The sequence below is a fragment of the Microbacterium sp. NPDC055683 genome, from assembly GCF_053617895.1.
In genome coordinates this window covers 50,472-71,383 of the sequence record NZ_JBSHGQ010000013.1, presented here as the reverse complement: position 1 = coordinate 71,383, position 20,912 = coordinate 50,472, and the positions used below count along the sequence as shown (strand labels likewise).

Here is a 20,912-nt window from a genome sequence, read left to right as displayed (position 1 = left end):
ACGAGGACCATGCTCTACGGCGCCGACTACAACCCCGACCAGTGGCCGGAGCACGTGTGGGACGACGACGTGCTGCGCATGCAGGAGGCCGGTGTCACGACCGTGAGCCTCGGGATCTTCGCGTGGTCGCGTCTTCAGCCCGCTCCCGACGTGTGGGACTTCGCGTGGCTCGACACCGTCATCGGCAAGCTCCACGCGGGCGGCATCGGCGTGAACCTGGCAACCGCCACGGCCTCGCCGCCGCCGTGGGCGAGCATCGCGCACCCCGACATCCTCGCGGCCGACGAGAACGGCGCCCCGTACTGGCACGGCTCGCGCCAGCACCACTCGCCCGCGTCGCCGACGTACCGTCGACTCGCCGGCGAGCTCGTGCGCCGCCTCGCGGAGCGCTACGCCGATCATCCCGCGATCGTCATGTGGCACGTCGGCAACGAGTTCGGCTGCCACCTCCCCGTGGAGTACTCCGACAGCGCACGCGACGCGTTCCGCACCTGGCTGCAGAACCGGTACGGCTCGATCGCGGCGCTCAACACCGCGTGGGGCACGGACTTCTGGGCGCAGCGCTACGGCGCGTGGGACGAGGTCATGCCTCCCCGCAAGGCGCCGTACAGCCGCAACCCCTCGCAGGTGCTCGACTACCACCGCTTCATGTCGGACATGTGGCTCGAGTGCTACCTCATGGAGCGCGACATCATCCGCGCCGCCGGGGCGACGCAGCCGGTCTCGACGAACATGATGGGGCCGTTCAAGCCGGCCGACTACACGACCTGGGCGCCGCACATCGACGTCATCACCGACGATTGCTACCCCGACCCCCTCGACCCGCACCGTGTGCGCAACACCGCCTTCCAGCGCGACCTCGTGCGCTCGCTCAAGCGCGGCGCGCCCTGGCTGCTCATGGAGCAGGCCACCGACGCCGTCAACTGGCGCCCCTCGAACCCGTCCAAGCGCGACGGGCAGCTCGCCGCGGAGACCGCCCAGTCGATCGGGCGCGGCGCCGACGGCATCTTCTTCTTCCAGTGGCGCCAGTCGCGGGCCGGCTCCGAGAAGTTCCACTCCGCGATGCTCCCGCACGCCGGCACCCGCTCGCGCACCTGGCGCGAGGCGACGGCGCTCGGCGCGCAGCTCGCCGCTCTGCCCGAGCTCCCGACGCCGGGAGACGACGCGCCCGTGGCGCTCGTGTTCGACTGGGAGAACTGGTGGGCTGTCGAGTACTCCGACCATCCCAACCGCCTCGACTACCTCGCCCTCGTGCGCGAGTGGTACGGCACGCTGCACCGCCGCGGCATCATGGTCGACATCGTCAAGCCCGAGGATGTCGACGGGCGCTACCGCCTCGCGATCGCGCCGTTCCTCTACCTCCTTCGGGACGAGGGAGCAGACGCGCTCCGCCGCTTCGCGGCCGAAGGCGGTGTGCTGCTCGCCGGCCCCTTCACCGACGTCGTCGACGAGAACGACCGGTTCCGCGCCGACGGCTTCCTCACCCAGCTCGGCCCCGTCCTCGGCGTGGCGCTCGAGGACTTCCGCGCCCTGGTGCCCCCCTCGCTCGACCGCATCGCCGAGCGCGCGGGCGAAGAGGGGTCCCACGGCGCCGGCCCGGAGACCTGGGTCGACGCCGACGTGCGAGAGGCGCGCTTCGCCCTCACCGACGGCTCGGGCGAGGCGGTCGGCACCTTCTTCGCGGAGGCGCTGTTCGCCGACGACGCCGAGGTGGCTGCCACGTTCACGTCAGGGCCGTCGACGGGCCGACCCGCCCTCACACGCCGCGCGCACGGCGCCGGATCGGCGTGGTACCTCGCGACGATGCCCGATGAAGCGGGCCTGGACCTCGTGGCAGGGCTCGTGCTCGACGAGGCGCGCGTGCGCCCCGTCATCGACGGCCTCCCCGACGGCGTCGAGGTCGCGCGCCGCGGCGACCTCGTGACGATCATCAACCACGGCGGAGCAGAGGTCGAGGTCTCCGCGTCGGGGACGGATCTGCGCACGGGCGAGCCGACCCGGACCATCCGACTGGCGCCGCAGGAGCCGGTGTTCCTCCTCTCCCCCGCCCGCGTGCTCGCCGCCGCGGAGATCTGAATCCCAGGGAGCGGGAAAACGCCTTCCTACGAGGTTGCGCTCCCCCTCCCCGTATGCCACACTCGGTGAAAGCCGCTGGAAAGCGTTTACCCATCCGGCCTGAACGGCCCGACGAGAGCAAGGAAGCACATCGTGAGCACCGCGACCCCCGCCGTCCGCGAGATCGGCATCATCATGAACGGCGTCTCCGGACGCATGGGCTACCGTCAGCACCTCGTGCGCTCGATCCTCGCGATCCGCGACGCGGGCGGAGTGGAGCTGCCCGACGGATCGAAGGTCACGGTGCGCCCGCTGCTCGTCGGCCGCAGCGAGGCGAAGCTCGCGGAGATCGCGGCGCAGCACGGCATCGCCGACTACACGACCGACCTCGACGCGGCCCTCGCCGACCCGCAGTGGGAGATCTACGCCGACTTCCTCGTGACGAAGGCGCGCGCCACGGCCCTCCGCAAGGCCATCGCCGCCGGCAAGGCCATCTACACCGAGAAGCCCACGGCCGAGTCGGTCGAAGAGGCCCTCGAGCTCGCCCGCATCGCCGCAGACGCCGGCGTCAAGACGGGCGTCGTGCACGACAAGCTCTACCTGCCCGGTCTCCAGAAGCTCAAGCGCCTCATCGACTCCGGCTTCTTCGGCCGCATCCTCTCTGTGCGCGGCGAGTTCGGCTACTGGGTCTTCGAGGGCGACTGGCAGCCTGCGCAGCGCCCCAGCTGGAACTACCGCGCCGAGGACGGCGGCGGCATCATCGTCGACATGTTCCCGCACTGGAACTACGTGCTCGAGAACCTCTTCGGCGAGGTCAAGAGCGTGTACTCGCAGGCGTCCATCCACATCGCCGACCGCTGGGACGAGAAGGGCGAGCGCTACGACGCCACGGCAGAAGACGCCGCGTACGGCATCTTCGAGCTCGAGGGCGGCATCGTCGCCCAGATCAACTCGAGCTGGACGACGCGCGTCAACCGCGACGAGCTCGTCGAGTTCCACGTCGACGGCACGCACGGCTCGGCCGTCGTCGGCCTCTTCGGCGCGAAGATCCAGCCCCGCAACGCGACGCCCAAGCCGGTCTGGAACCCCGACCTCGAGGACACGCACGACTACGACGGCGACTGGCAGAAGGTGCCGACCAACGACGTCTTCCTGAACGGCTTCCGCCAGCAGTGGGAGGAGTACCTCGTCTCGTACGTCGAGGGCACCGACTACGCGTTCGACCTCCTCGCCGGCGCGCGCGGCGTGCTGCTCGCCGAGGCGGGCCTGGAGTCGTCCAAGACGGGTGCCAAGGTCGTCCTCCCCGCGCTCGCGCTGGACTGACGACGATGAGCGAGCACTTCACCCTCGTCGGCGCCGACGGCGCGCTCACCCGCGCCCCCCTCAACGACGCCGGCGTCTACACGAAGCCCGAGGGCGCCCTGCGCAGCCGCGTCGCGTACGCGGCCGCGCACGTCGTGCCCGTGCTCTGGGGAGACAACACCCCGGGGCAGCCCGCCCAGATCGACTGGGACGCCACGCTGGGCTTCCGCCGCGCCGTGTACTCCTGGGGCCTCGGCGTCGCCGACGCCATGGACACCGCGCAGCGGAACATGGGCCTCGACGCCGCCGCCGTGCGCGAGCTCATCCGCCGCAGCGCCGAGGTCGCCCGCGAGGAGGGCGGCTCGGTCGCCGTCGGCGTCAACACCGACCACGTCGACGAGCACACGATCACGCTCGACGAGGTCATCGACGCCTACAAGGAGCAGCTGCACTTCACGGAGGAGCAGGGCGCGGGCCCCGTGCTCATGGCGTCGCGCCACCTCGCCCGCGTCGCGACGAGCGCAACCGACTACCTGCGCGTCTACGGCGCCGTGCTGCAGTCGGCGACCGTGCCCGTCGTGCTGCACTGGCTCGGCACCGCGTTCGACCCCGAGCTCGCCGGCTACTTCGGAGCCGACGACTGGCAGACCGCGTCGAGCACGCTCATCCGCATCATCGAGGAGAACCCGGGCAAGGTCGCCGGCCTCAAGATGAGCCTGCTGGACGCGGAGTCCGAGGTCTCCGTGCGCGAGCGCCTGCCCGAGGGCGTGCGGATGTACACGGGCGACGACTTCAACTACGTCGGACTCATCGGCGGCGCCGACGTGCCGGATGCGACGCAGCCGACGCAGACGCCCGGCACGACGCGGACGCACTCCGATGCTCTGCTCGGCGCGTTCGCGGCGATCACGCCCGTCGCATCGGCGGCCATCCAGGCTCTCGACGCGGGGCGTCCCGACGAGTACCTGCGCATCCTCGGCCCCACGGAGGAGCTCAGCCGGCAGGTGTTCGCCGCCCCCACGTACTACTACAAGACGGGCGTCGCGTTCCTCTCCTGGCTCAACGGCCATCAGGCCGGATTCCAGATGGTCGGCGGTCTCCACTCCGCCCGCAGCATCCCGCACCTGTCGCGCATCGTGGAGCTCGCGAACGCCTCGAACGCCCTCGAGCAGCCCGCTCTCGCGGCGCAGCGGTGGAGCGACTACCTGCGACTGAACGGAGTTCACGCATGAGCACGGTGTCTCCCCCGTCCGCCCATCCGCGCCTGTCGATCAACCAGGCGACGATCAAGTACACGACCGTGGCCGAGGCCGTGCAGGTCGTGCAGGATGCCGGCATCGGCGCGATCGGACTGTGGCGCGAGCAGGTGCAGGACGCGGGCCTCGCCGAGTCCGCGAAGATCATCGGGGATTCGGGGCTGCGGTACTCCACGCACTGCCGCGGCGGATGGTTCACGGTCGCCGAGGGCGCCGCCCGCCGCGCGGCGATCGACGAAAACCGCCGGGCCATCGAGGAGACCGCGACGCTCGCCGCCGCGGGAGCCGCGGGCTCGCGCGCCGTGCTCGTTCTCGTCGTGGGCGGCCTCCCCGAGGGGTCGCGCGACCTCGTCGGCGCGCGGGAGCGCGTGCGAGACGCCGTCGCCGAGCTCGCCCCCGACGCGCAGTCGGCCGGCGTCACGCTCGCGCTCGAGCCGCTGCACCCCATGTACGCCTCCGACCGCTCGGTGCTGTCGACGCTGCCGCAGGCGCTCGACATCGCCGCCGACTTCGATCCCGCCGTGGTCGGGGTCACGGTCGACACGTTCCACCTGTGGTGGGACCCGGACGTGCTCGCGCACATCGAGCGCGCGGGGCGCGAGGGGCGCATCGCGACCTACCAGGTGTGCGACTGGAAGACGCCGCTCGAGGCCGACAACCTGCTCTCGCGCCACTATCCGGGCGACGGGATGATCGACTTCGGTCCGATGACCCGCGCCGTCGAGGCGACGGGATACGACGGCGACATCGAGGTCGAGCTGCTCAACCAGGCGATCTGGGACACGGCACCCGCCGAGGCCGTGCGCCGCACGATCGACGGGTTCGCCCGCGCCGTCGCTCCCCACCTCGCCTGATCCCCTTCCCGGTCGCGGGGATGTCCCCGCCGGCCTCCGCGACCGGGAACCGCTTCCGCGATAGGCTCACCGGATGACCGACACGACCACGCGCGCGAGCGGAGCGCCCACGCTCCACGACGTCGCGCGCGAGGCGGGCGTCTCGCTCGCGACGGCATCCCGCGTGCTCAACGGCTCGACCCGCAAGGTCGCCGAGGCCTATGCGGAGCGTGTGCAGGCCGCGGCCGACCGGCTCGGCTACACGGCGAACCTGTCTGCGCAGGCGATCGCCCGCGGCACGTCGGCCGCCGTCGCCCTCGTCGTCGCCGACATCGCCGACCCCTACTTCGGGCAGATCGCCTCGGGTGTCGCGCAGGCTGCGGCCGACGCCGGCCTCATCGTCACGATCGCCATGACCGAGCGCGATCCGCGACGCGAGGTCGCGCTCGTCCGGGCTCTGCGCGGCCAGCGCCCCCGCGGCATCATCCTCGCGGCCTCGCGCGACGCCTCGGTGGACTCCACCCCCCTCACGGCCGAGATCGCCGCCGTCCAGGCGACGGGCGGGCGCGTCGTGACGCTCGGCGCCGGGCTGCCGGGCTCGCGCGTGGTCGCCTACGAGAACGAGGCGGGCGCGCGCGCCCTGGGCGAGCGCGTGGCCGCTCTCGGATACCGCGACGCCGTCGTGCTCGCAGGGCCCGAGGGGCTGCGGACGTCGGACGACCGCCTCGCCGGATTCACGGCGGGCTTCGCCGCGGGCGGCGGATCGGCGCCCCGCGTCGTCCGCGGGGAGATCTCGCGCGACGCCGGCTACGCGGCCGCGACCGCGCTCCTCTCCGACGGGCTCGCTGACGGCACCCTCGTCTTCGGCATCAGCGACGTCGTGGCCATCGGAGCGCTCTCGGCCGTGCGCGACGCCGGCCGCACCCCCGGTGCCGACATCGCGGTCGCCGGATTCGACGACATCGCGACGGGGCGCGACGTGACGCCGGGGCTCACGACCGTCCGCCTGCCGCTCGAGGAGCTCGGCGCGCAGGCCCTGCGGGCCTCGGTCGACGCGGAGTGGACGCCCGGAGAGCCCGTCCCGCTCGAGGTGCTCGTGCGCGACAGCACCCCTCCGCGCTGACCCGCGCGCTGCGGCCATCCCGCCGGCGGCCATCCCGCGGGCGGCCATCCCGCCCGCCGGCCCGCGGCCATCCCGCGGCGATCCCTCCGGCCATCCCGCGGCGAAAGCACATCTGCGGGTCGAGAGCACACCCGAAGACACGCAGTCCGGCGCCCTCTCGACAAGCGGATATCCGTTGGACGAGTGCACACCTGAAGACACGCAGTCCGGCCCCCACTCGGCGAACGGATATCCGTTGGCCGAGAGCACACCCGAAAACGCCCCATCCCGTGTCCTCTCGGCAAAGGGATATCCGTTGGGCGAGGAGGGGGGTCGGGATGTCCTCAGAAGTCGATGTCGACGAACCCCTGGAAGAAGCGGCGCAGCTGGGCCGCCATGTCGAGGATGCCCGGCTCGAGGAGCCACTGCACCTGCAGGCCGTCCATCATGGCGATCGTCGCGATCGCGGCGCGCTCGGGCGAGACGCCTTCGGCCAGCCGTCCCTGCGAGGCGAGCGAGGCGAACGCGTGCCGCAGGTTGCCGCGCGTGCGGGCGTAGCGCGCGATGAAGTACCCGTGCGCGGGATGGTCCGGCGAGGTCGCCTCGGTCGACAGCACGGCGAAGAGCTTCACGATCCCCGGGATGGTCGCGTTGTACTCGGCGAGCCGCACGAGCCCCCGCAGGGTCGCCTCCCCGTCCTCCTGATCGAACGGCACGACCTCGAGGGCGCGGACGTCTCGGCGATCGAGCACGTCGGCGAGCAGCGCGCTCTTCGACGGGAAGTGGTGCAGGACGCCCGCCTCGCTCATCCCGACGCGGTCGGCGACCTCGCGCAGCGATCCGGAGCGGTAGCCCGACTCCGCGAACACGTCGAGCGCCGCATCGAGGATGGCCGTGCGCACGGCGGCCGTCTTGGCGTACGGCCCGCGTCGGCGCGGCCTCCTGGGTTCTGTGGTCTGGGTCTTCGTCGACATGCTCACTCCACGCTAGCCGCCGCGTCCTCGCAACGGAAAACATCACATTTTGGTCAACCGGTGAACTGATCTAGCGTAAAACCTAGCGCTCCCTCGCATTTGACGCTAGCGTACTCGGCAGAAGCGGCCCGATGGCGGGTCGCCCTTACCCGAAGGACCAAGGATGATCCGTTGGAAGGCCGCAGCAGCCACCCTCGCCGTCTCCGCACTCGCCCTCACCGCCTGCTCCGGCGGAAGCACGGGCGGCGGCACCGGCGGAGGCGACACCAGCCTCACGCTCGGGGCGATCACCGCACCCACGACGCTCGACCCTGCGGGCGCCGAATGGGGCAACCGCGCCCCCTACTACCAGGCCGTGTTCGACACGCTCCTCTACGCCGACACGGAGGGCGAGATCCAGCCCTGGCTCGCCACCGACTGGGCCTACAACGACGACAACACCGTCCTCACCCTGACCCTCCGCGACGACGTGACGTTCACCGACGACAGCGCCCTCACGGCCGACGTCGTCGTCGAGAACCTGCAGCGGTTCAAGGACGGCACCTCGCCCGACGCGAGCTACTTCGCCGACGTCGCGTCGTTCGAGGCCTCCGACGACACGACCGTCGTCATCACCCTGAACGCCCCCAACCCCGCGTTCCTCGACTACCTCACGCGCGACCCCGGCCTCGTCGCCTCGAGCGAGGCGATCGCCTCGGGCGACCTCACGACGGCACCCGTCGGCTCGGGTCCGTACGTCCTCGACACGGCAGCGACCGTCACGGGCACGAGCTACGTCTACACGGCCAACCCCGACTACTGGAACCCCGACGTCCAGTACTACGACGCGCTCACGATCAACGTCTTCCAGGACCCGACGGCCGCCCTCAACGCCATCAAGGCGAACGAGGCCGACGCCGTCCGCCTCTCCACGAACGACAACCTCGCCGAGGTCGAGGCCGCCGGCTGGACGGTCGCCGCCAACGAGCTCGACTTCCAGGGCCTGCTCCTCCTCGACCGCGCCGGCACCGTGAGCGAGCCGCTCGCCGACGTGCGCGTGCGCCAGGCGATCAACTACGCCATCGACCGCGACGCCATGCTGGAGGCGCTGCAGAAGGGCCACGGCACCGTGACGACGCAGGTGTTCCCCGCGTCCAGCGCCGCCTACGACGAGTCGCTCGACGAGTACTACACGTACGACGTCGAGAAGGCGCAGGAGCTCATGGACGAGGCGGGCTACTCCGACGGCTTCACGATCTCCATGCCGAGCTCGGCGCTCCTGGGCGCATCGACGTACTCCCTCATCGACCAGCAGCTCGCAGAGATCGGCATCACGGTCGAGTACACCGATCCCGGCAACAACTTCATCGCCGACCTGCTCGCGCCGAAGTTCCCCGCGTCGTTCATGGCGCTCGAGCAGAACCCCGACTGGCAGCTCATCCAGTTCATGATCTCGCCCACCGCGATCTTCAACCCGTACCACTATGAGGATGAGACCGCGGACGCGATCATCGAGCGCATCCAGTTCGGCGACGAGGCGCAGCAGGCCGAGGCGGCCGCAGAGCTCAACCGCTACATCGTGGAGCAGGCGTGGTTCGCCCCGTTCTACCGCGTCGAGGGCTCCATGGCCTCGGCCCCCGGCACGACGGTCGAGATGAACCCGACCAACGCCTACCCGTCGATCTTCGACATCACGCCGGCCGAGTGATCATCGCCGGGGCCGCCCGCGAGGGCGGTCCCGGCTTCCCCCAGGAGCGAAGATGCCCGCTTTCATCGCCCGACGCCTGCTCTCCGGCGTCGTCATGCTCGTCGTGATCTCGATCGTCGCGTTCACGCTTCTCTACCTCGGAGGCGGCGACATCGCCCGCCGCATCCTCGGACAGAGCGCGACGGCCGAGACCGTCGCCGCCAAGGCCGCCGAGCTCGGCCTCGACCGTCCCCTCGTCGCCCAGTTCTGGGACTGGTTCACGCACGCGATCACGGGCGATCTCGGCCGCTCGTGGTTCAGCAGCCAGTTCGTGACCGTGAGCATGGAGACGCGCCTGCCCGTCACCCTGTCGATCGTCATCGGCTCCACGCTCATCGCGGCGGTGCTCTCCGTCGTCCTCGGCGTGCTGGCCGCACGGCGCGGCGGATGGATCGACGGACTCGTGCAGTTCCTCTCCGTCATCGGCTTCGCCATCCCCGGCTTCCTCATCGCGCTCGGCCTCGTGCTCGTGTTCGCGATCAACCTGGGATGGTTCCGGGCGACCGGGTACACCCCGATCGCGGCCTCGTTCGGGGGATGGCTCGCCTCCGTCACGCTCCCCGTCGTCGCGCTCGCGATCGGCGCGATCGCGACGGTCGCGCAGCAGATCCGCGGGTCGGTGCTCGACGCGCTGAGTCGCGACTACGTGCGCACGCTGCGCAGCCGCGGCCTCCCTGAGGGGCGCGTGGTGTACCGTCACGTGCTCCGCAACGCGGCAGGGCCGGCGCTCGCCGTCCTCGCCGTGCAGTTCATCGGCATGCTGGGCGGCGCCGTCGTCGTCGAGCAGGTGTTCGCTCTCCCCGGCATCGGCCAGCTCGCCGTGCAGGCGACCACGCAGGGAGACATCCCCGTCGTCATGGGGATCGTCGTCGTCACCGCCATCATCGTCGTCATCGTCAACCTCGCGATCGACCTCGCGCAGGCTGCCCTCAACCCGAAGGTGCGACTGTCATGACCGCTCGCCCCCAGCCCGCGCTCCTGCGGCGGCTGCTCCGCCGCCCGCTCGCCGTGGCCTCCCTCGTCGTCCTCGCCGTCGTCGCCGTCGTCGCGGCCCTCGGGCCGATCCTCGCCCCGCAGGACCCGGGGTACTCCGACATCTCGGCGATCCTCCAGCCCCCCGGCGCCGAGCACCTGCTCGGCACCGACTCGGCAGGGCGCGACGTGCTCTCGCGCCTCCTCGCCGCGACGCAGATCTCCGTCGCCTCGGCGCTCGTCGCCCTCGTGACGGCGCTCGTGATCGGCGTCGCGTCGGGGCTCATCGCCGGCTACTACCAGGGATGGTTCGACGCCGTCTCGTCGTGGGTCACGTCGCTCGTCATGGCGATGCCCGGCATCGTCGTGCTCCTCGCCGCCCGCTCGGTGCTCGGTCCCAGCGTCTGGATCGCGATGCTCGTGTTCGGCGTGCTCATGTCGCCGGCGTTCTTCCGGCTGGTCTACGCGAGCGTGACCTCGGTGCGCGGGGAGCTGTACGTCGACGCGGCCCGCGTCTCGGGGCTCGGCGACACCCGCATCATCGGGCGCCACATCCTCGGCGTCGTGCGCGCCCCCATCCTCATCCAGTCGGCCGTCATCGCGGGCATCGCGATCGCCATCCAGTCGGGCCTGGAGTTCCTCGGGCTCGGCGACCTGTCGGTGCCGACCTGGGGGTCGATGCTCAACGACGCGTTCACGAAGATCTACACCCAGCCCGTGCTCATGCTGTGGCCGTCGCTCGCGATCGCGCTCGTCTGCATCGCGCTGACGCTGCTCGCGAACGCCATGCGCGACGAGCTCGAGCGCACCGTGACGGTCCGCCGCAAGCGCCGTCGCGCGGTCTCGGGCGCGACCGGGTCGGTCGCCGCCGTGACGACGTCGTTCGCGATGGGCGGCGGCGACGCCCCCGTCGACCTCGACGAGGTGCCCGTCTTCGACGAGTTCCCCGTCATCGTGCACGAGGAGGACGCCCGCTCCGCCCTGCGCACGCAGGACGTGCTGCTGAGCGTGCGCGACCTGCGCGTCGGGTACGACCAGGCCGACGGCTCGACGATCGAGGTCGTCCACGGCGTCTCGCTCGACGTCCGCAAGGGAGAGGTGCACGGCCTCATCGGCGAGTCCGGCTCGGGCAAGACCCAGACGGCGTTCTCGGTGCTGGGCCTCCTCCCCCGCGGCGGGCGCGTGACGGCCGGCACGATCTCGTTCGCGGGAGCCCAGCTGGCCGACGCCGACGAGCGCGCGTACGCGGGCATCCGGGGCAAGCGGATCGGCTACATCCCGCAGGAGCCGATGTCGAACCTCGACCCGTCGTTCACGATCGGGTCCCAGCTCGTCGAGCCTCTCCGCACGGGCCTCGGGATGAGCGCGAAGGACGCGAGCGAGAAGGCTCTCGCGCTCCTCGAGCGGGTCGGGATCCCCGACCCGAAGCGGACGTTCGCGGCGTACCCGTTCCAGGTGTCGGGCGGGATGGCCCAGCGCGTCCTCATCGCCGGCGCCGTGTCGACCGACCCCGAGCTCATCATCGCCGACGAGCCGACGACCGCGCTCGACGTCACGGTGCAGGCGGAGGTGCTCGACCTGCTGCGCGACCTGCAGGCGGAGCGGCACATGGCGATGCTCCTCGTCACCCACAACTTCGGCGTCGTCGCCGACCTGTGCGACCGCGTGTCGGTCATGCAGGACGGACGGTTCGTCGAGCAGGGGCCCGTGCGCGCCATCTTCCGCGACGCGCAGCATCCGTACACGAAGGCGCTGCTCGGCGCGATCCTCGACGAGGGTCCCGCGCGCGGGCCGCTCCAGACCACCGCAGGAGGTGCGCGATGAGCGCGACGACGACGGAAGCCCCGCTGCTCGAGGTGAAGGACCTCGTCGTGGAGTACCCCGGAAAGGGACTGCGCGGCCGGCCGTTCCGGGCGCTCAAGGGGGTGTCGCTCGACATCCGCCCCGGCGAGTGCGTGGGGCTCGTCGGCGAGTCGGGATCGGGCAAGACGACCCTCGGGCGCGCCGTGCTCGGGCTCGCACCCGTCACGGAGGGGACGATCGTCTACGACGGACGCGACATCTCGCACCTCGGCCGGGCGGAGCGGCGCGCGCTCGCGAGCGAGATCCAGGTCGTCTTCCAGGATCCGTATTCATCCCTCAACCCGTCCATGACGATCGAGCAGATCCTCGCGGAGCCGCTCGGGATTCAGGGCGTGCCGGCCGCGGAGGCGAAGAAGCGGGTGCGCGACCTGCTCGACCAGGTCGGCCTCCCGTCCGACGCGCGATCGCGCCTGCCGCGCGAGTTCTCCGGCGGCCAGCGCCAGCGCATCGCGATCGCGCGTGCGCTCGCGCTCTCCCCCCGTCTCATCGTCTGCGACGAGCCCGTGTCGGCGCTCGACCTGTCGACGCAGGCGCGCGTGCTCGACCTCTTCATCGAGATCCAGGAGCAGACGGGCGTCGCGTACCTGTTCGTCACGCACGATCTCGCGGTCGTCCGTCACATCAGCCACCGCGTCGCGGTCATGTACCACGGCGAGATCGTCGAGGACGGCGACGGCGACCAGGTGACCTCGGCGCCGGAGCACCCCTACACGCAGCGCCTCTTCATGGCGGCGCCCGTCCCCGACCCCGACCGCCAGGAGGAGCGGCGCGCCGAGCGCCGAGCCCTCATCGCCGCAGAGAGCTCCGCACGATGACCGATCACCTCCGCCCGCTCCTCGACCGGCTCACGCTCGAGGAGAAGGCCGCGCTCGTGCAGGGCGCCGACTTCTGGACGACCGTGCCCCTGCCCTCCATCGGGCTGCGCGCCATGACCCTCTCCGACGGACCGGCCGGCGTGCGCGGGCCCCGCTGGGACGAGCGGGAGCCCTCGCTCAACCTGCCGTCGGGCTCCGCGCTCGGAGCGTCATGGGACACCGGGCTGGCGCGGCGCTACGGCGCCGCGGCGGCGTCGGAGGCGCGCCGGAAGGGCGTCGACGTCGTGCTCGGCCCCACGATCAACCTGCACCGCTCCCCTCTCGGAGGCCGCCACTTCGAGTGTCTCAGCGAGGACCCGGAGCTCACGGGCGCGCTCGCGGAGGAGTACGTGCGCGGACTGCAGGAGGGCGGTGTCGCCGCGACTCCCAAGCACTACGTCGCCAACGACTCCGAGACCGACCGGTTCACGGTCGACGTCGTGGTGTCCGACCGCGCCCTGCGCGAGCTCTACCTCGCCCCCTTCGAGCGGGCCGTCGGCGCCGGCGCGTGGGCGATCATGAGCGCGTACAACTCGGTCGACGGCGTCACGATGACGGAGAACTCCCTGCTCGAGACGCCGCTCAACAGCGAGTGGGGCTTCGACGGCGTCGTCGTGAGCGACTGGACGGCCGTGCGCAGTCTCGACGCCGTCGCCGCCGCGCAGGACCTCGCCATGCCCGGCCCTGCGCCGGCCTGGGCCGACCTCGTCGAGGCCGTCCGCGACGGACGCGTGGCCGAGGCGGATCTCGACCGCAAGGTGCTCCGGCTCTTGCTGCTCGCCGAGCGCGTCGGCGCTCTGGGCGGCGCAGAGCCGGCCGCCACCGCGCCCGTGGACGGCCCCGCGTTCGCCCGCGAGGCCGCGGTCGAGGGCTCCGTGCTGCTGCGCAACGACGGAGTGCTGCCGATCGTCGGGGTGCGCTCGATCGCGGTGGTCGGCCAGAACGCGCGCGATGCGCGCACGCAGGGCGGCGGCAGCGCGACCGTGCTGCCCGAGCGGGTGGTGAACCCGCTCGAGGGGATCCGAGCGGCGTTCCCCGACGCCGACGTGCGGTTCGCACTCGGCGCCGTCGTGCAGGAGGGCGTCGCCGAGCTCCCCCTCGACACGATCGCGAACCCGGTGACGGGCACCCCCGGCATCCGTGTCGTGTTCCGTGACGCCGACGGCGCGGAGCTGTTCGCCGAGGACCGCCGGTCGACCGCCCTCGTCTGGTTCGGCGGGGATGCGCCGGTGTCCGCGGCGGCGACGCTCGAGCTCTCGACGGTGTGGACGCCCTCCGAGAGCGGAGAGGTGCTGCTGGGCTTCGCCGGCGCCAACCGCGGGCGCGTGTTCGTGGACGGCGAGCTCGTCCTCGAGGACTCCCCCGTCGTGGCGGGCGCCGACCTGGGCGCGGCGTTCCTCAACCCGCCCTCGTCGACCGTCGGGGTGGCGGTCGAGCACGGCGAGCCGCGGGACCTCCGCGTCGAGATCGACATCGCCCGCGGCGCCCTCGAGGGGGCGCTCAGCGTCACGTTCGGCCTCGCGCCCGACGACGGCGATCCCGATGCGCTCATCGACGAGGCCGTCGCGGCGGCGCGCGCCGCCGACGCGGCCGTCGTCGTCGTGGGAACCAACGCGAAGGTCGAGTCGGAGGGGTACGACCGCTCCTCGCTGGCCCTGCCGGGTCGGCAGGACGAACTCGTGCGCGCCGTGCTCGCAGCGAACCCCCGCACGATCGTCGTCGTCAACGCGGGCGCGCCGGTCGAGCTGCCGTGGGCCGACGAGGCGCCCGCGGTTCTGCTGGGCTATTTCGGGGGTCAGGAGTTCGGATCGGCGATCGGCGACATCCTCACGGGCGCTGCCGAGCCGGGCGGACGCCTGCCCACGACCTGGCCGCGGACGCTCGCGGACGCGCCCGTCGTCGACGTCACGCCGACGGACGGACGCCTCGCCTATCGAGAGGGCGTCCACGTCGGCTACCGCGCGTGGCTGCGCGAGGGCGCGGAACCGCACTTCCCGTTCGGCCACGGGCTCGGCTACACCTCGTGGTCGTGGGGTGCGGCCGCGCGCGACGGGGATGCGCTCGAGGTGACGCTCGCGAACACGGGCGGCCGGGCGGGCAAGCAGGTCGTGCAGGTGTACGCCGAGCGGGCGGATTCCGCGATCGAGCGTCCCGCGCGCTGGCTGGTCGGGTTCGCCGTCGTCCGCGCCGAGCCGGGCGAGACCGTCACGGCGCGCGTCGACCTCCCCGAGCGCCGGCTCGCCCACTGGGACGGCGGATGGCACGTCGAGCCCGGCGCCTACACCCTGCGCGCCGGCGCCTCGGTCGCGGATCTGCCGCTCTCCCTCGTCTGGGAGGCCTGAGGAGCGCGTCGGGCGGACGGCGCCGGCCGGCGAAAGCACATCCGCTTGTCGAGAGCACTCCCGACATCGGGCGATCCGATGGGCTCTCGACAAGCGGATATCCGTTGGGCGAGAACAGGAACCGGTCAGGGCGTCAGGACACCTCGGTGCGGAGGCGTTCCCCCGCCGTCGCCATGTGCACCGCCATCGTCGATGCGGCGGCGTCCTCGTCGCCTGCCTGCACCGCCGCGAGCACGGCCTCGTGCTCGCGGAGGGCGACCTCGGCGGCGTCGGTGTCGTGGACCGCACGGTCGGCGTACACCTGCAGCAGCGAGCGCACGACGTGCAGCGTGTCGACGAGCACGGCGTTATCGGCCGCCTCGGCGAGCACCTGGTGGAAGTCGCGGTCCGCGCGGGCGAAGGCCGCCAGGTCGTCGAGGCCGTCGGCCATCCGCGCCGTGCACTCCGCGAGGCGCCGTCGTCCGTCGGCGTCCATGCGCCCCGCCGCGAGGCGCGCGACGTAGATCTCGAGGCCCGCGCGGAGCTCGAGCAGCTGCACCGTGTTGCGCTCGCCGATGAGCAGCCCCCAGCGCAGCGTCTGCGGCAGCAGCTCGCTCGCCTCGCCGCGCAGGTAGGTGCCGGAGCCGGGTCGCACGTCGACGATCCCGAGGATCTCGAGGGCCGCGAGCGCCTCGCGCACGGCCGAGCGGCCGACGCCGAGGGATGCCGCGAGCTGCCGCTCGGGGGGCAGCCGGGTCCCCGGCTCGATGGAGCCGCTCGTGAAGAGATCCATGAGCCGGCGCGCGACCTCGGAGACCGGCGTGCCGGACGGGAGGGCGCCGAGCGCCGCGACGATCTCGTCCGAGCGGTCTCCGGGATAGGCGGGCATGACGTCCAACCTATCGGGGGAACCGCGTTCCCGCACTTGCAATTGGTCAACCGGTTCGTCACAATGGACACGACATCGACCCCACCTCGAGGAGACCCGACGCGATGACGCGCTTGTGGAACGATCCCGCTGACTTCGCGGATGAGATGATCGACGGCTTCGTCGCCGCCAACGGCACGCATGTGCGGCGCGTGCCGGGAGGCATCGTCCGCGCCACGGATGCACCGGACGGCCAGGTCGCGGTCGTCATCGGCGGCGGCTCAGGCCACTACCCCGCGTTCGCCGGCCTCGTCGGGCGGGGTCTCGCGCACGGCGCCGCCCTCGGCAACCTCTTCGCCTCGCCGTCGGCGCAGCAGATCCACGCCGTGGCCCGCGCCGCCGACCGCGGCGCCGGCGTGTTCTTCACCTACGGCAACTACGCCGGCGACGTGCTGAACTTCGACGCCGCGCAGGAGCGCCTGCGCGGCGACGGCATCGACACGGCGACCGTCGCGGTGACCGACGACATCTTCAGCGCGCCGCCCGGCGAGAGGCGCAGACGGCGGGGCATCGCAGGCGATCTGACGGTGTTCCGCACGGCCGCCGCCGCGGCCGAAGCGGGATACGATCTCGCCTCCGTCGCCGCCGTCGCGGCGCGCGCGAACGACCGCACCCGGTCGATCGGCGTCGCGTTCACCGGATGCGCCCTCCCTGGTGCTCCCTCGCCGCTGTTCTCGGTGCCCGCGGGCCGGATGGCCGTGGGGCTCGGCATCCACGGAGAGCCGGGCATCGACGAGACCGCCATCCCGACGGCCGACGAGCTCGCGGCGCTGCTCGTCGAGAAGCTGCTGGCCGAGCTCCCGGAGGGCGTGACGGCCGCCGGAGCGCGCGTCGTGCCCATCCTGAACGGCCTCGGCTCGCTCACGCACGAGGAGCTCTTCGTCGTCTACCGCCGCATCGCGCAGCTGCTCGAGGCCGCGGGGATCGTGATCGTCGACCCCCACGTGGGCGAGTACTGCACGTCGTTCGACATGGCAGGGGGCTCGCTCACGCTGTTCTGGCTCGACGACGAGCTCGAACGGCTCTGGGGCGCCCCCGTCGACGCGCCCGCGTACCGCCGCGGAGCCCTCCCGGCCGTGACGACGGCCCCCGCGGCTCCCGAACTCGGGGCACCCGACGCCGCGCGGGCGACGCCCGCTCCGTCCGGTCCGGGCACGTCCGCGCCGCCCCTCCGCGGCGACGCCGCGTCGCAGGATGTCGCGCGCACCGTGCGCGGCGCGCTGGAGGAGATCGTCCGCGCGATCGACGAGAACGTCGACGAGCTCGGCCGCATCGACGCCGTGGCGGGCGACGGCGACCACGGAATCGGCATGCAGCGCGGCTCGCACGCCGCCCTCGCGGCGGGCACCGCGGCCGCGGACGCCGGTGCGGGCGCCCGCACCGTGCTCGCGCACGCGGCCGATGCCTGGGCCGACCGTGCCGGCGGCACGTCGGGGGCGCTCTGGGGCGTCATCCTGAACGCCGTCGCGGCCCGGCTGGGCGACGAGGGCCGCCCGTCCGCGGCGGCCGTCGCGGAGGGCGTCGCCGACGGACTGCGCGGCGTGCAGATGCAGGGCAAGGCGGAGCGCGGCGACAAGACCCTCGTCGACGCGCTCCTCCCGTTCTCCCTCGCGCTGCAGTCCGCGGTCGCCGACGGCCTTCCGCTCGCCGATGCGTGGCGCAGGGCCGCCGACGACGCCACCCGCGCCGCGGCGGAGACCGCCGAGCTGATGCCCCGCCTCGGGCGCGCCCGCACCCACGGCGCGCACGCCGTGGGAACCCCCGACCCCGGCGCGATCTCGCTCGCGCTCATCGCCACCCGCGTCGGCGACCTGCTCGCCGCCGCCCCCGAAGGGAACTGAGATGACCGACCAGCTGCGCATCGTCATCGGCTGCGACGACGCCGGATACACCTACAAGGAGATCCTCAAGTCCGACCTCGCCGCGCACCCGGGCGTCGCGTCGGTCGTCGACGTCGGCGTCGATGCCGACGGCCACACCGCCTATCCGCGCGTCGCCATCGCCGCGGCCGAGCAGGTCGCCGCGGGAGACGCGGATCGCGCGCTGCTGATCTGCGGCACGGGCCTCGGCGTCGCCATCGCCGCCAACAAGGTGCCGGGCATCCGCGCGGTCACGGCGCACGACTCCTTCAGCGTCGAGCGCGGCGTCCTCTCCAACAACGCGCAGATCCTCACCATGGGCCAGCGCGTCGTCGGCATCGAGCTGGCGCGCCGCCTCGTCCGCGAGTGGCTCGGCTACCGGTTCGATCCGGCGAGCGCCTCGGCCGAGAAGGTCGCCGTGATCGACGCCTACGAGTCCACCGGCACCTGCTGATGGCCGCACCCGTCATCGGCGTGAGCCTCAAGACGTACTTCTCCCACGCTCGCGCGCGCGCCTGGTTCGACGCCGTCGCGGCACGCGTGCGGGCAGACGAGGCCGTCGCCGGCGGCGCCGTCGAGCTGTTCGTCACCCCGACCTTCCTGCAGATCCCGGCAGCCGTGGCCGCGTTCGCCGGCACGCGCGTGCGCGTCGGCGCGCAGGACCTGTCCGCCGATCCGGCCGGGGCTTTCACGGGCGAGGTCGCCGCGGCGGAGCTGGCCGAGGTCGGGGCCACGATCGCCGAGATCGGGCACGCCGAACGCCGGAGGCGACACGGCGAGACCGACGCGGCGGTCGCGGCGAAGGCCCGCCGCGCGCGCGAGGCGGGCCTCACCCCTCTCCTGTGCATCGGAGAGGACCGGCGCGCCGCCCCGGCGGCGGCGGCCCGCATCGCGGTCGACCAGCTCGGCGCGGCACTCGACGACGTGCCGGCAGGCGAGGTCCTCATCGCGTACGAGCCGGTGTGGGCCATCGGCGCCGCCGAGCCCGCACCCGCCGAGCACGCGCGAGCCGTCGCCGGCGCGCTGCGAGCCGCGCTCCGCGCCGATGCCGCCCGGAGCGGCTCGCGCGTCGTCTACGGCGGCGCCGCAGGCCCCGGTCTCCTCTCCGAACTCGGCGACGCCGTCGACGGGCTGTTCCTCGGCCGCTTCGCCCACGACCCCGACGCCCTCGTCTCCGTGCTCCATGAGGCGGCGACCCTCGCGGCGGTCCGCCCGTGATCGGCCTCGGCACGTACGCCTTCTTCTGGCGGCACTCCGACCGCTCCCCCGAGCCGCTGAGCCTGCGCGGCGCGCTCGAGGAGACGCGCGCGCTCGACGTCGACCTCTTCCAGATCTGCGACTTCGCACCGCTCGAGGCGATGACGGACGCCGAGGTGCACGATGCCGCCGCCGCGGCGCGCGACCTGGGCGTCGGCATCCAGCTCGGCACGAAGGGCGTCGAGCCGGGGCGGCTCGCGCGCCAGCTCGCCCTCGCCGAGGTCTTCGGCGCGCGCCTCGTGCGAAGCATGCTCCTCTCCCCCACGTCCCGCCCTTCCCTCGCCGAGGCGGAGACCTGGCTGCGGACGACCCTCCCCGCGTACGAGGCCGCCGGCGTCGTCCTCGCCCTCGAGACCTACGAGCAGATCGCGACGGCCGATCTCGTGGCGCTCGTCGAGCGGATCGCGAGCCCCGCGCTCGGGATCTGCCTCGACCCCGCCAATGTCGTCGCGCGGCTCGAGCGGCCCGTCGACGTGATCGAGCTGACGGCCCCTCACGTCGTGAACGTGCACGCGAAGGACTTCGCCTTCGACCGGCAGCCGGGCTGGGTCGGCTTCACGTACTCCGGCGCCCCCATGGGTGCCGGCCTCCACGACTACCCGCACCTGCTGCGCACCGTGCGCCCGCGTGAGCGCGGCATCGACGAGATCGTCGAGCACTGGCTGCCGTGGCAGGGCGACGCGACCACCACCATCCGGACCGAGCGGGAATGGACCCGCCGGGCCATCGAGACGCTGAGGAGCGCTTCATGACCGAGACCGCCTACCGCATCGCCGTGTTCGGCGCGGGAGGGAAGATGGGGACCCGCGTCTCCGACAACCTCGTGAAGACGGGCCACACCGTCTGGTACGTCGAGAACTCGCCCGCCGGCCAGGAGCGCGTGCGCGCCGCAGGACGGGAGCTCTCCGACGCGCAGACGGCGATCGCCGACGCCGAGATCGTCGTGCTCGCCGTCCCCGACCTCGCCCTCGGCCCCGTCACCGCGGAGCTCGTGCCGCAGCTGGAGCCCGGGACGATCGTCCTCACGCTCGACCCCGCCGCCGCCTATGCCGGCCTCCTCACGACGCGCGACGACATCGTCCAGGCGGTCGCGCACCCCTGCCATCCGTCGATCTTCCTGCAGCGCGAGACGCCGGAGCAGTGGGCCGACACGTTCGGAGGCATCGCCGCCCCGCAGGACGCCATCGCGGCGATCGAGTCGGACGCCCCCGCCAAGAAGGCCGTCGTCGAGGCCACCGTCCGCGCCATCTACGCGCCCGTGATCGACGTGCACTGGGTCACCGTCAAGCAGCTCGCCCAGCTCGAGCCCACCCTCGTCGAGACGGTCGCCTGCATGATCGGCGCGCTCCTGAACGAGGCGCTCCAGGAGGCCGTCCAGACCATGGGCGTGCCGGAGGCCGCGGCGCGGAGCATCCTCTACGGCCACACGCAGGTCGCGCTCGCGAACGGCCTGCGCGGCGACAACCCGTTCAGCGACGCCTGCCTCATCGCGATGGACTACGGTCGCGAGAGCATCATCAAGGAGGACTGGAAGAAGATCTTCCGCGACGACGAGCTCGACAGGAACCTCGCGCGCATGCTGCACCTCGACGAGATCGCACGGTAAGGGG

17 protein-coding genes are annotated in these 20,912 nt (G+C 72.5%); 15 read left to right on the top strand and 2 right to left on the bottom strand.

Annotated features, from left to right (window positions below; translation table 11 throughout):
- Positions 1 to 9: 9 nt before the first annotated feature.
- The 5 genes from ACWGPF_RS07310 to ACWGPF_RS07290 all read left to right on the top strand — a co-directional run bounded on the left by ACWGPF_RS07310 (position 10) and on the right by ACWGPF_RS07290 (position 6,569).
- Positions 10 to 2,076 (top strand): beta-galactosidase, encoded by a 2,067-nt coding sequence (locus ACWGPF_RS07310; RefSeq protein ID WP_452332197.1) that lies wholly within the window; start codon positions 10 to 12, stop codon positions 2,074 to 2,076.
- Between the two features lie 174 nt (positions 2,077 to 2,250).
- On the top strand, positions 2,251 to 3,378 hold the full coding sequence (locus ACWGPF_RS07305) for a Gfo/Idh/MocA family protein (protein WP_452332209.1): 1,128 nt from the start codon (positions 2,251 to 2,253) through the stop codon (positions 3,376 to 3,378).
- 5 nt (positions 3,379 to 3,383) lie between these two features.
- Positions 3,384 to 4,589, top strand: coding sequence for a dihydrodipicolinate synthase family protein (locus ACWGPF_RS07300; RefSeq protein WP_452332196.1), 1,206 nt, complete (start codon positions 3,384 to 3,386; stop codon positions 4,587 to 4,589).
- Positions 4,586 to 5,467 (top strand): sugar phosphate isomerase/epimerase family protein, encoded by an 882-nt coding sequence (locus ACWGPF_RS07295; protein ID WP_452332195.1) that lies wholly within the window; start codon positions 4,586 to 4,588, stop codon positions 5,465 to 5,467. The genes ACWGPF_RS07300 and ACWGPF_RS07295 overlap by 4 nt, the downstream gene beginning before the upstream one ends.
- Before the next feature lie 73 nt (positions 5,468 to 5,540).
- Entirely contained in the window at positions 5,541 to 6,569 is a 1,029-nt protein-coding gene (locus ACWGPF_RS07290; protein WP_452332194.1) for a LacI family DNA-binding transcriptional regulator, read from the top strand.
- A gap of 323 nt (positions 6,570 to 6,892) precedes the next feature.
- Here the strand turns inward: ACWGPF_RS07290 and ACWGPF_RS07285 are convergent, their stop codons facing one another.
- Complete coding sequence (locus ACWGPF_RS07285; protein ID WP_452332193.1) at positions 6,893 to 7,522, bottom strand: TetR/AcrR family transcriptional regulator; 630 nt, start codon at positions 7,520 to 7,522, stop codon at positions 6,893 to 6,895.
- 163 nt (positions 7,523 to 7,685) lie between these two features.
- Here ACWGPF_RS07285 and ACWGPF_RS07280 point away from each other — a divergent pair, with 163 nt between their 5' ends.
- The 5 genes from ACWGPF_RS07280 to ACWGPF_RS07260 are packed head-to-tail and all read left to right on the top strand — an operon-like array spanning position 7,686 to position 15,279.
- Positions 7,686 to 9,209, top strand: a complete 1,524-nt coding sequence (locus ACWGPF_RS07280) for an ABC transporter substrate-binding protein (RefSeq protein WP_452332192.1) — start codon at positions 7,686 to 7,688, stop codon at positions 9,207 to 9,209.
- A gap of 52 nt (positions 9,210 to 9,261) precedes the next feature.
- Positions 9,262 to 10,203 (top strand): ABC transporter permease, encoded by a 942-nt coding sequence (locus ACWGPF_RS07275; RefSeq protein ID WP_452332191.1) that lies wholly within the window; start codon positions 9,262 to 9,264, stop codon positions 10,201 to 10,203.
- Entirely contained in the window at positions 10,200 to 12,044 is a 1,845-nt protein-coding gene (locus ACWGPF_RS07270) for a dipeptide/oligopeptide/nickel ABC transporter permease/ATP-binding protein (protein ID WP_452332190.1), read from the top strand. The genes ACWGPF_RS07275 and ACWGPF_RS07270 overlap by 4 nt, the downstream gene beginning before the upstream one ends.
- Positions 12,041 to 12,898, top strand: coding sequence for an ATP-binding cassette domain-containing protein (locus ACWGPF_RS07265; protein WP_452332189.1), 858 nt, complete (start codon positions 12,041 to 12,043; stop codon positions 12,896 to 12,898). The genes ACWGPF_RS07270 and ACWGPF_RS07265 overlap by 4 nt, the downstream gene beginning before the upstream one ends.
- Positions 12,895 to 15,279 (top strand): beta-glucosidase, encoded by a 2,385-nt coding sequence (locus ACWGPF_RS07260; protein ID WP_452332188.1) that lies wholly within the window; start codon positions 12,895 to 12,897, stop codon positions 15,277 to 15,279. Before ACWGPF_RS07265 ends, ACWGPF_RS07260 begins: the two co-directional genes overlap by 4 nt.
- A gap of 133 nt (positions 15,280 to 15,412) precedes the next feature.
- Here the strand turns inward: ACWGPF_RS07260 and ACWGPF_RS07255 are convergent, their stop codons facing one another.
- Entirely contained in the window at positions 15,413 to 16,147 is a 735-nt protein-coding gene (locus tag ACWGPF_RS07255; protein WP_452332187.1) for a FadR/GntR family transcriptional regulator, read from the bottom strand.
- A 104-nt stretch (positions 16,148 to 16,251) separates the two neighbouring features.
- Between ACWGPF_RS07255 and ACWGPF_RS07250 the strand changes: the two genes are divergently transcribed.
- The 5 genes from ACWGPF_RS07250 to ACWGPF_RS07230 are packed head-to-tail and all read left to right on the top strand — an operon-like array spanning position 16,252 to position 20,908.
- Positions 16,252 to 18,027, top strand: a complete 1,776-nt coding sequence (locus tag ACWGPF_RS07250) for a dihydroxyacetone kinase family protein (RefSeq protein WP_452332186.1) — start codon at positions 16,252 to 16,254, stop codon at positions 18,025 to 18,027.
- Between the two features lies 1 nt (position 18,028).
- Positions 18,029 to 18,499, top strand: a complete 471-nt coding sequence (locus ACWGPF_RS07245; RefSeq protein WP_452332185.1) for a ribose-5-phosphate isomerase — start codon at positions 18,029 to 18,031, stop codon at positions 18,497 to 18,499.
- Complete coding sequence (locus ACWGPF_RS07240) at positions 18,499 to 19,263, top strand: triose-phosphate isomerase family protein (RefSeq protein ID WP_452332184.1); 765 nt, start codon at positions 18,499 to 18,501, stop codon at positions 19,261 to 19,263. The genes ACWGPF_RS07245 and ACWGPF_RS07240 overlap by 1 nt, the downstream gene beginning before the upstream one ends.
- Positions 19,260 to 20,054 carry a sugar phosphate isomerase/epimerase family protein gene (locus ACWGPF_RS07235; RefSeq protein ID WP_452332183.1) on the top strand — a complete coding sequence of 265 codons (795 nt, stop codon included), beginning with the start codon at positions 19,260 to 19,262 and terminating at the stop codon, positions 20,052 to 20,054. Before ACWGPF_RS07240 ends, ACWGPF_RS07235 begins: the two co-directional genes overlap by 4 nt.
- Positions 20,051 to 20,908, top strand: a complete 858-nt coding sequence (locus ACWGPF_RS07230; protein ID WP_452332182.1) for a phosphogluconate dehydrogenase C-terminal domain-containing protein — start codon at positions 20,051 to 20,053, stop codon at positions 20,906 to 20,908. Before ACWGPF_RS07235 ends, ACWGPF_RS07230 begins: the two co-directional genes overlap by 4 nt.
- Positions 20,909 to 20,912: the final 4 nt, after the last annotated feature.

What these genes read in the sequence shown, in the direction of transcription:
- ACWGPF_RS07310 (WP_452332197.1), top strand. Translation starts at nt 10, where the DNA reads ATGCTCTACGGCGCCGACTACAACCCCGACCAGTGGCCGGAGCACGTG.
- ACWGPF_RS07305 (WP_452332209.1), top strand. Translation starts at nt 2,251, where the DNA reads ATGAACGGCGTCTCCGGACGCATGGGCTACCGTCAGCACCTCGTGCGC.
- ACWGPF_RS07300 (WP_452332196.1), top strand. Translation starts at nt 3,384, where the DNA reads ATGAGCGAGCACTTCACCCTCGTCGGCGCCGACGGCGCGCTCACCCGC.
- ACWGPF_RS07295 (WP_452332195.1), top strand. Translation starts at nt 4,586, where the DNA reads ATGAGCACGGTGTCTCCCCCGTCCGCCCATCCGCGCCTGTCGATCAAC.
- ACWGPF_RS07290 (WP_452332194.1), top strand. Translation starts at nt 5,541, where the DNA reads ATGACCGACACGACCACGCGCGCGAGCGGAGCGCCCACGCTCCACGAC.
- ACWGPF_RS07285 (WP_452332193.1), bottom strand. Translation starts at nt 7,522, where the DNA reads ATGTCGACGAAGACCCAGACCACAGAACCCAGGAGGCCGCGCCGACGC.
- ACWGPF_RS07280 (WP_452332192.1), top strand. Translation starts at nt 7,686, where the DNA reads ATGATCCGTTGGAAGGCCGCAGCAGCCACCCTCGCCGTCTCCGCACTC.
- ACWGPF_RS07275 (WP_452332191.1), top strand. Translation starts at nt 9,262, where the DNA reads ATGCCCGCTTTCATCGCCCGACGCCTGCTCTCCGGCGTCGTCATGCTC.
- ACWGPF_RS07270 (WP_452332190.1), top strand. Translation starts at nt 10,200, where the DNA reads ATGACCGCTCGCCCCCAGCCCGCGCTCCTGCGGCGGCTGCTCCGCCGC.
- ACWGPF_RS07265 (WP_452332189.1), top strand. Translation starts at nt 12,041, where the DNA reads ATGAGCGCGACGACGACGGAAGCCCCGCTGCTCGAGGTGAAGGACCTC.
- ACWGPF_RS07260 (WP_452332188.1), top strand. Translation starts at nt 12,895, where the DNA reads ATGACCGATCACCTCCGCCCGCTCCTCGACCGGCTCACGCTCGAGGAG.
- ACWGPF_RS07255 (WP_452332187.1), bottom strand. Translation starts at nt 16,147, where the DNA reads ATGCCCGCCTATCCCGGAGACCGCTCGGACGAGATCGTCGCGGCGCTC.
- ACWGPF_RS07250 (WP_452332186.1), top strand. Translation starts at nt 16,252, where the DNA reads ATGACGCGCTTGTGGAACGATCCCGCTGACTTCGCGGATGAGATGATC.
- ACWGPF_RS07245 (WP_452332185.1), top strand. Translation starts at nt 18,029, where the DNA reads ATGACCGACCAGCTGCGCATCGTCATCGGCTGCGACGACGCCGGATAC.
- ACWGPF_RS07240 (WP_452332184.1), top strand. Translation starts at nt 18,499, where the DNA reads ATGGCCGCACCCGTCATCGGCGTGAGCCTCAAGACGTACTTCTCCCAC.
- ACWGPF_RS07230 (WP_452332182.1), top strand. Translation starts at nt 20,051, where the DNA reads ATGACCGAGACCGCCTACCGCATCGCCGTGTTCGGCGCGGGAGGGAAG.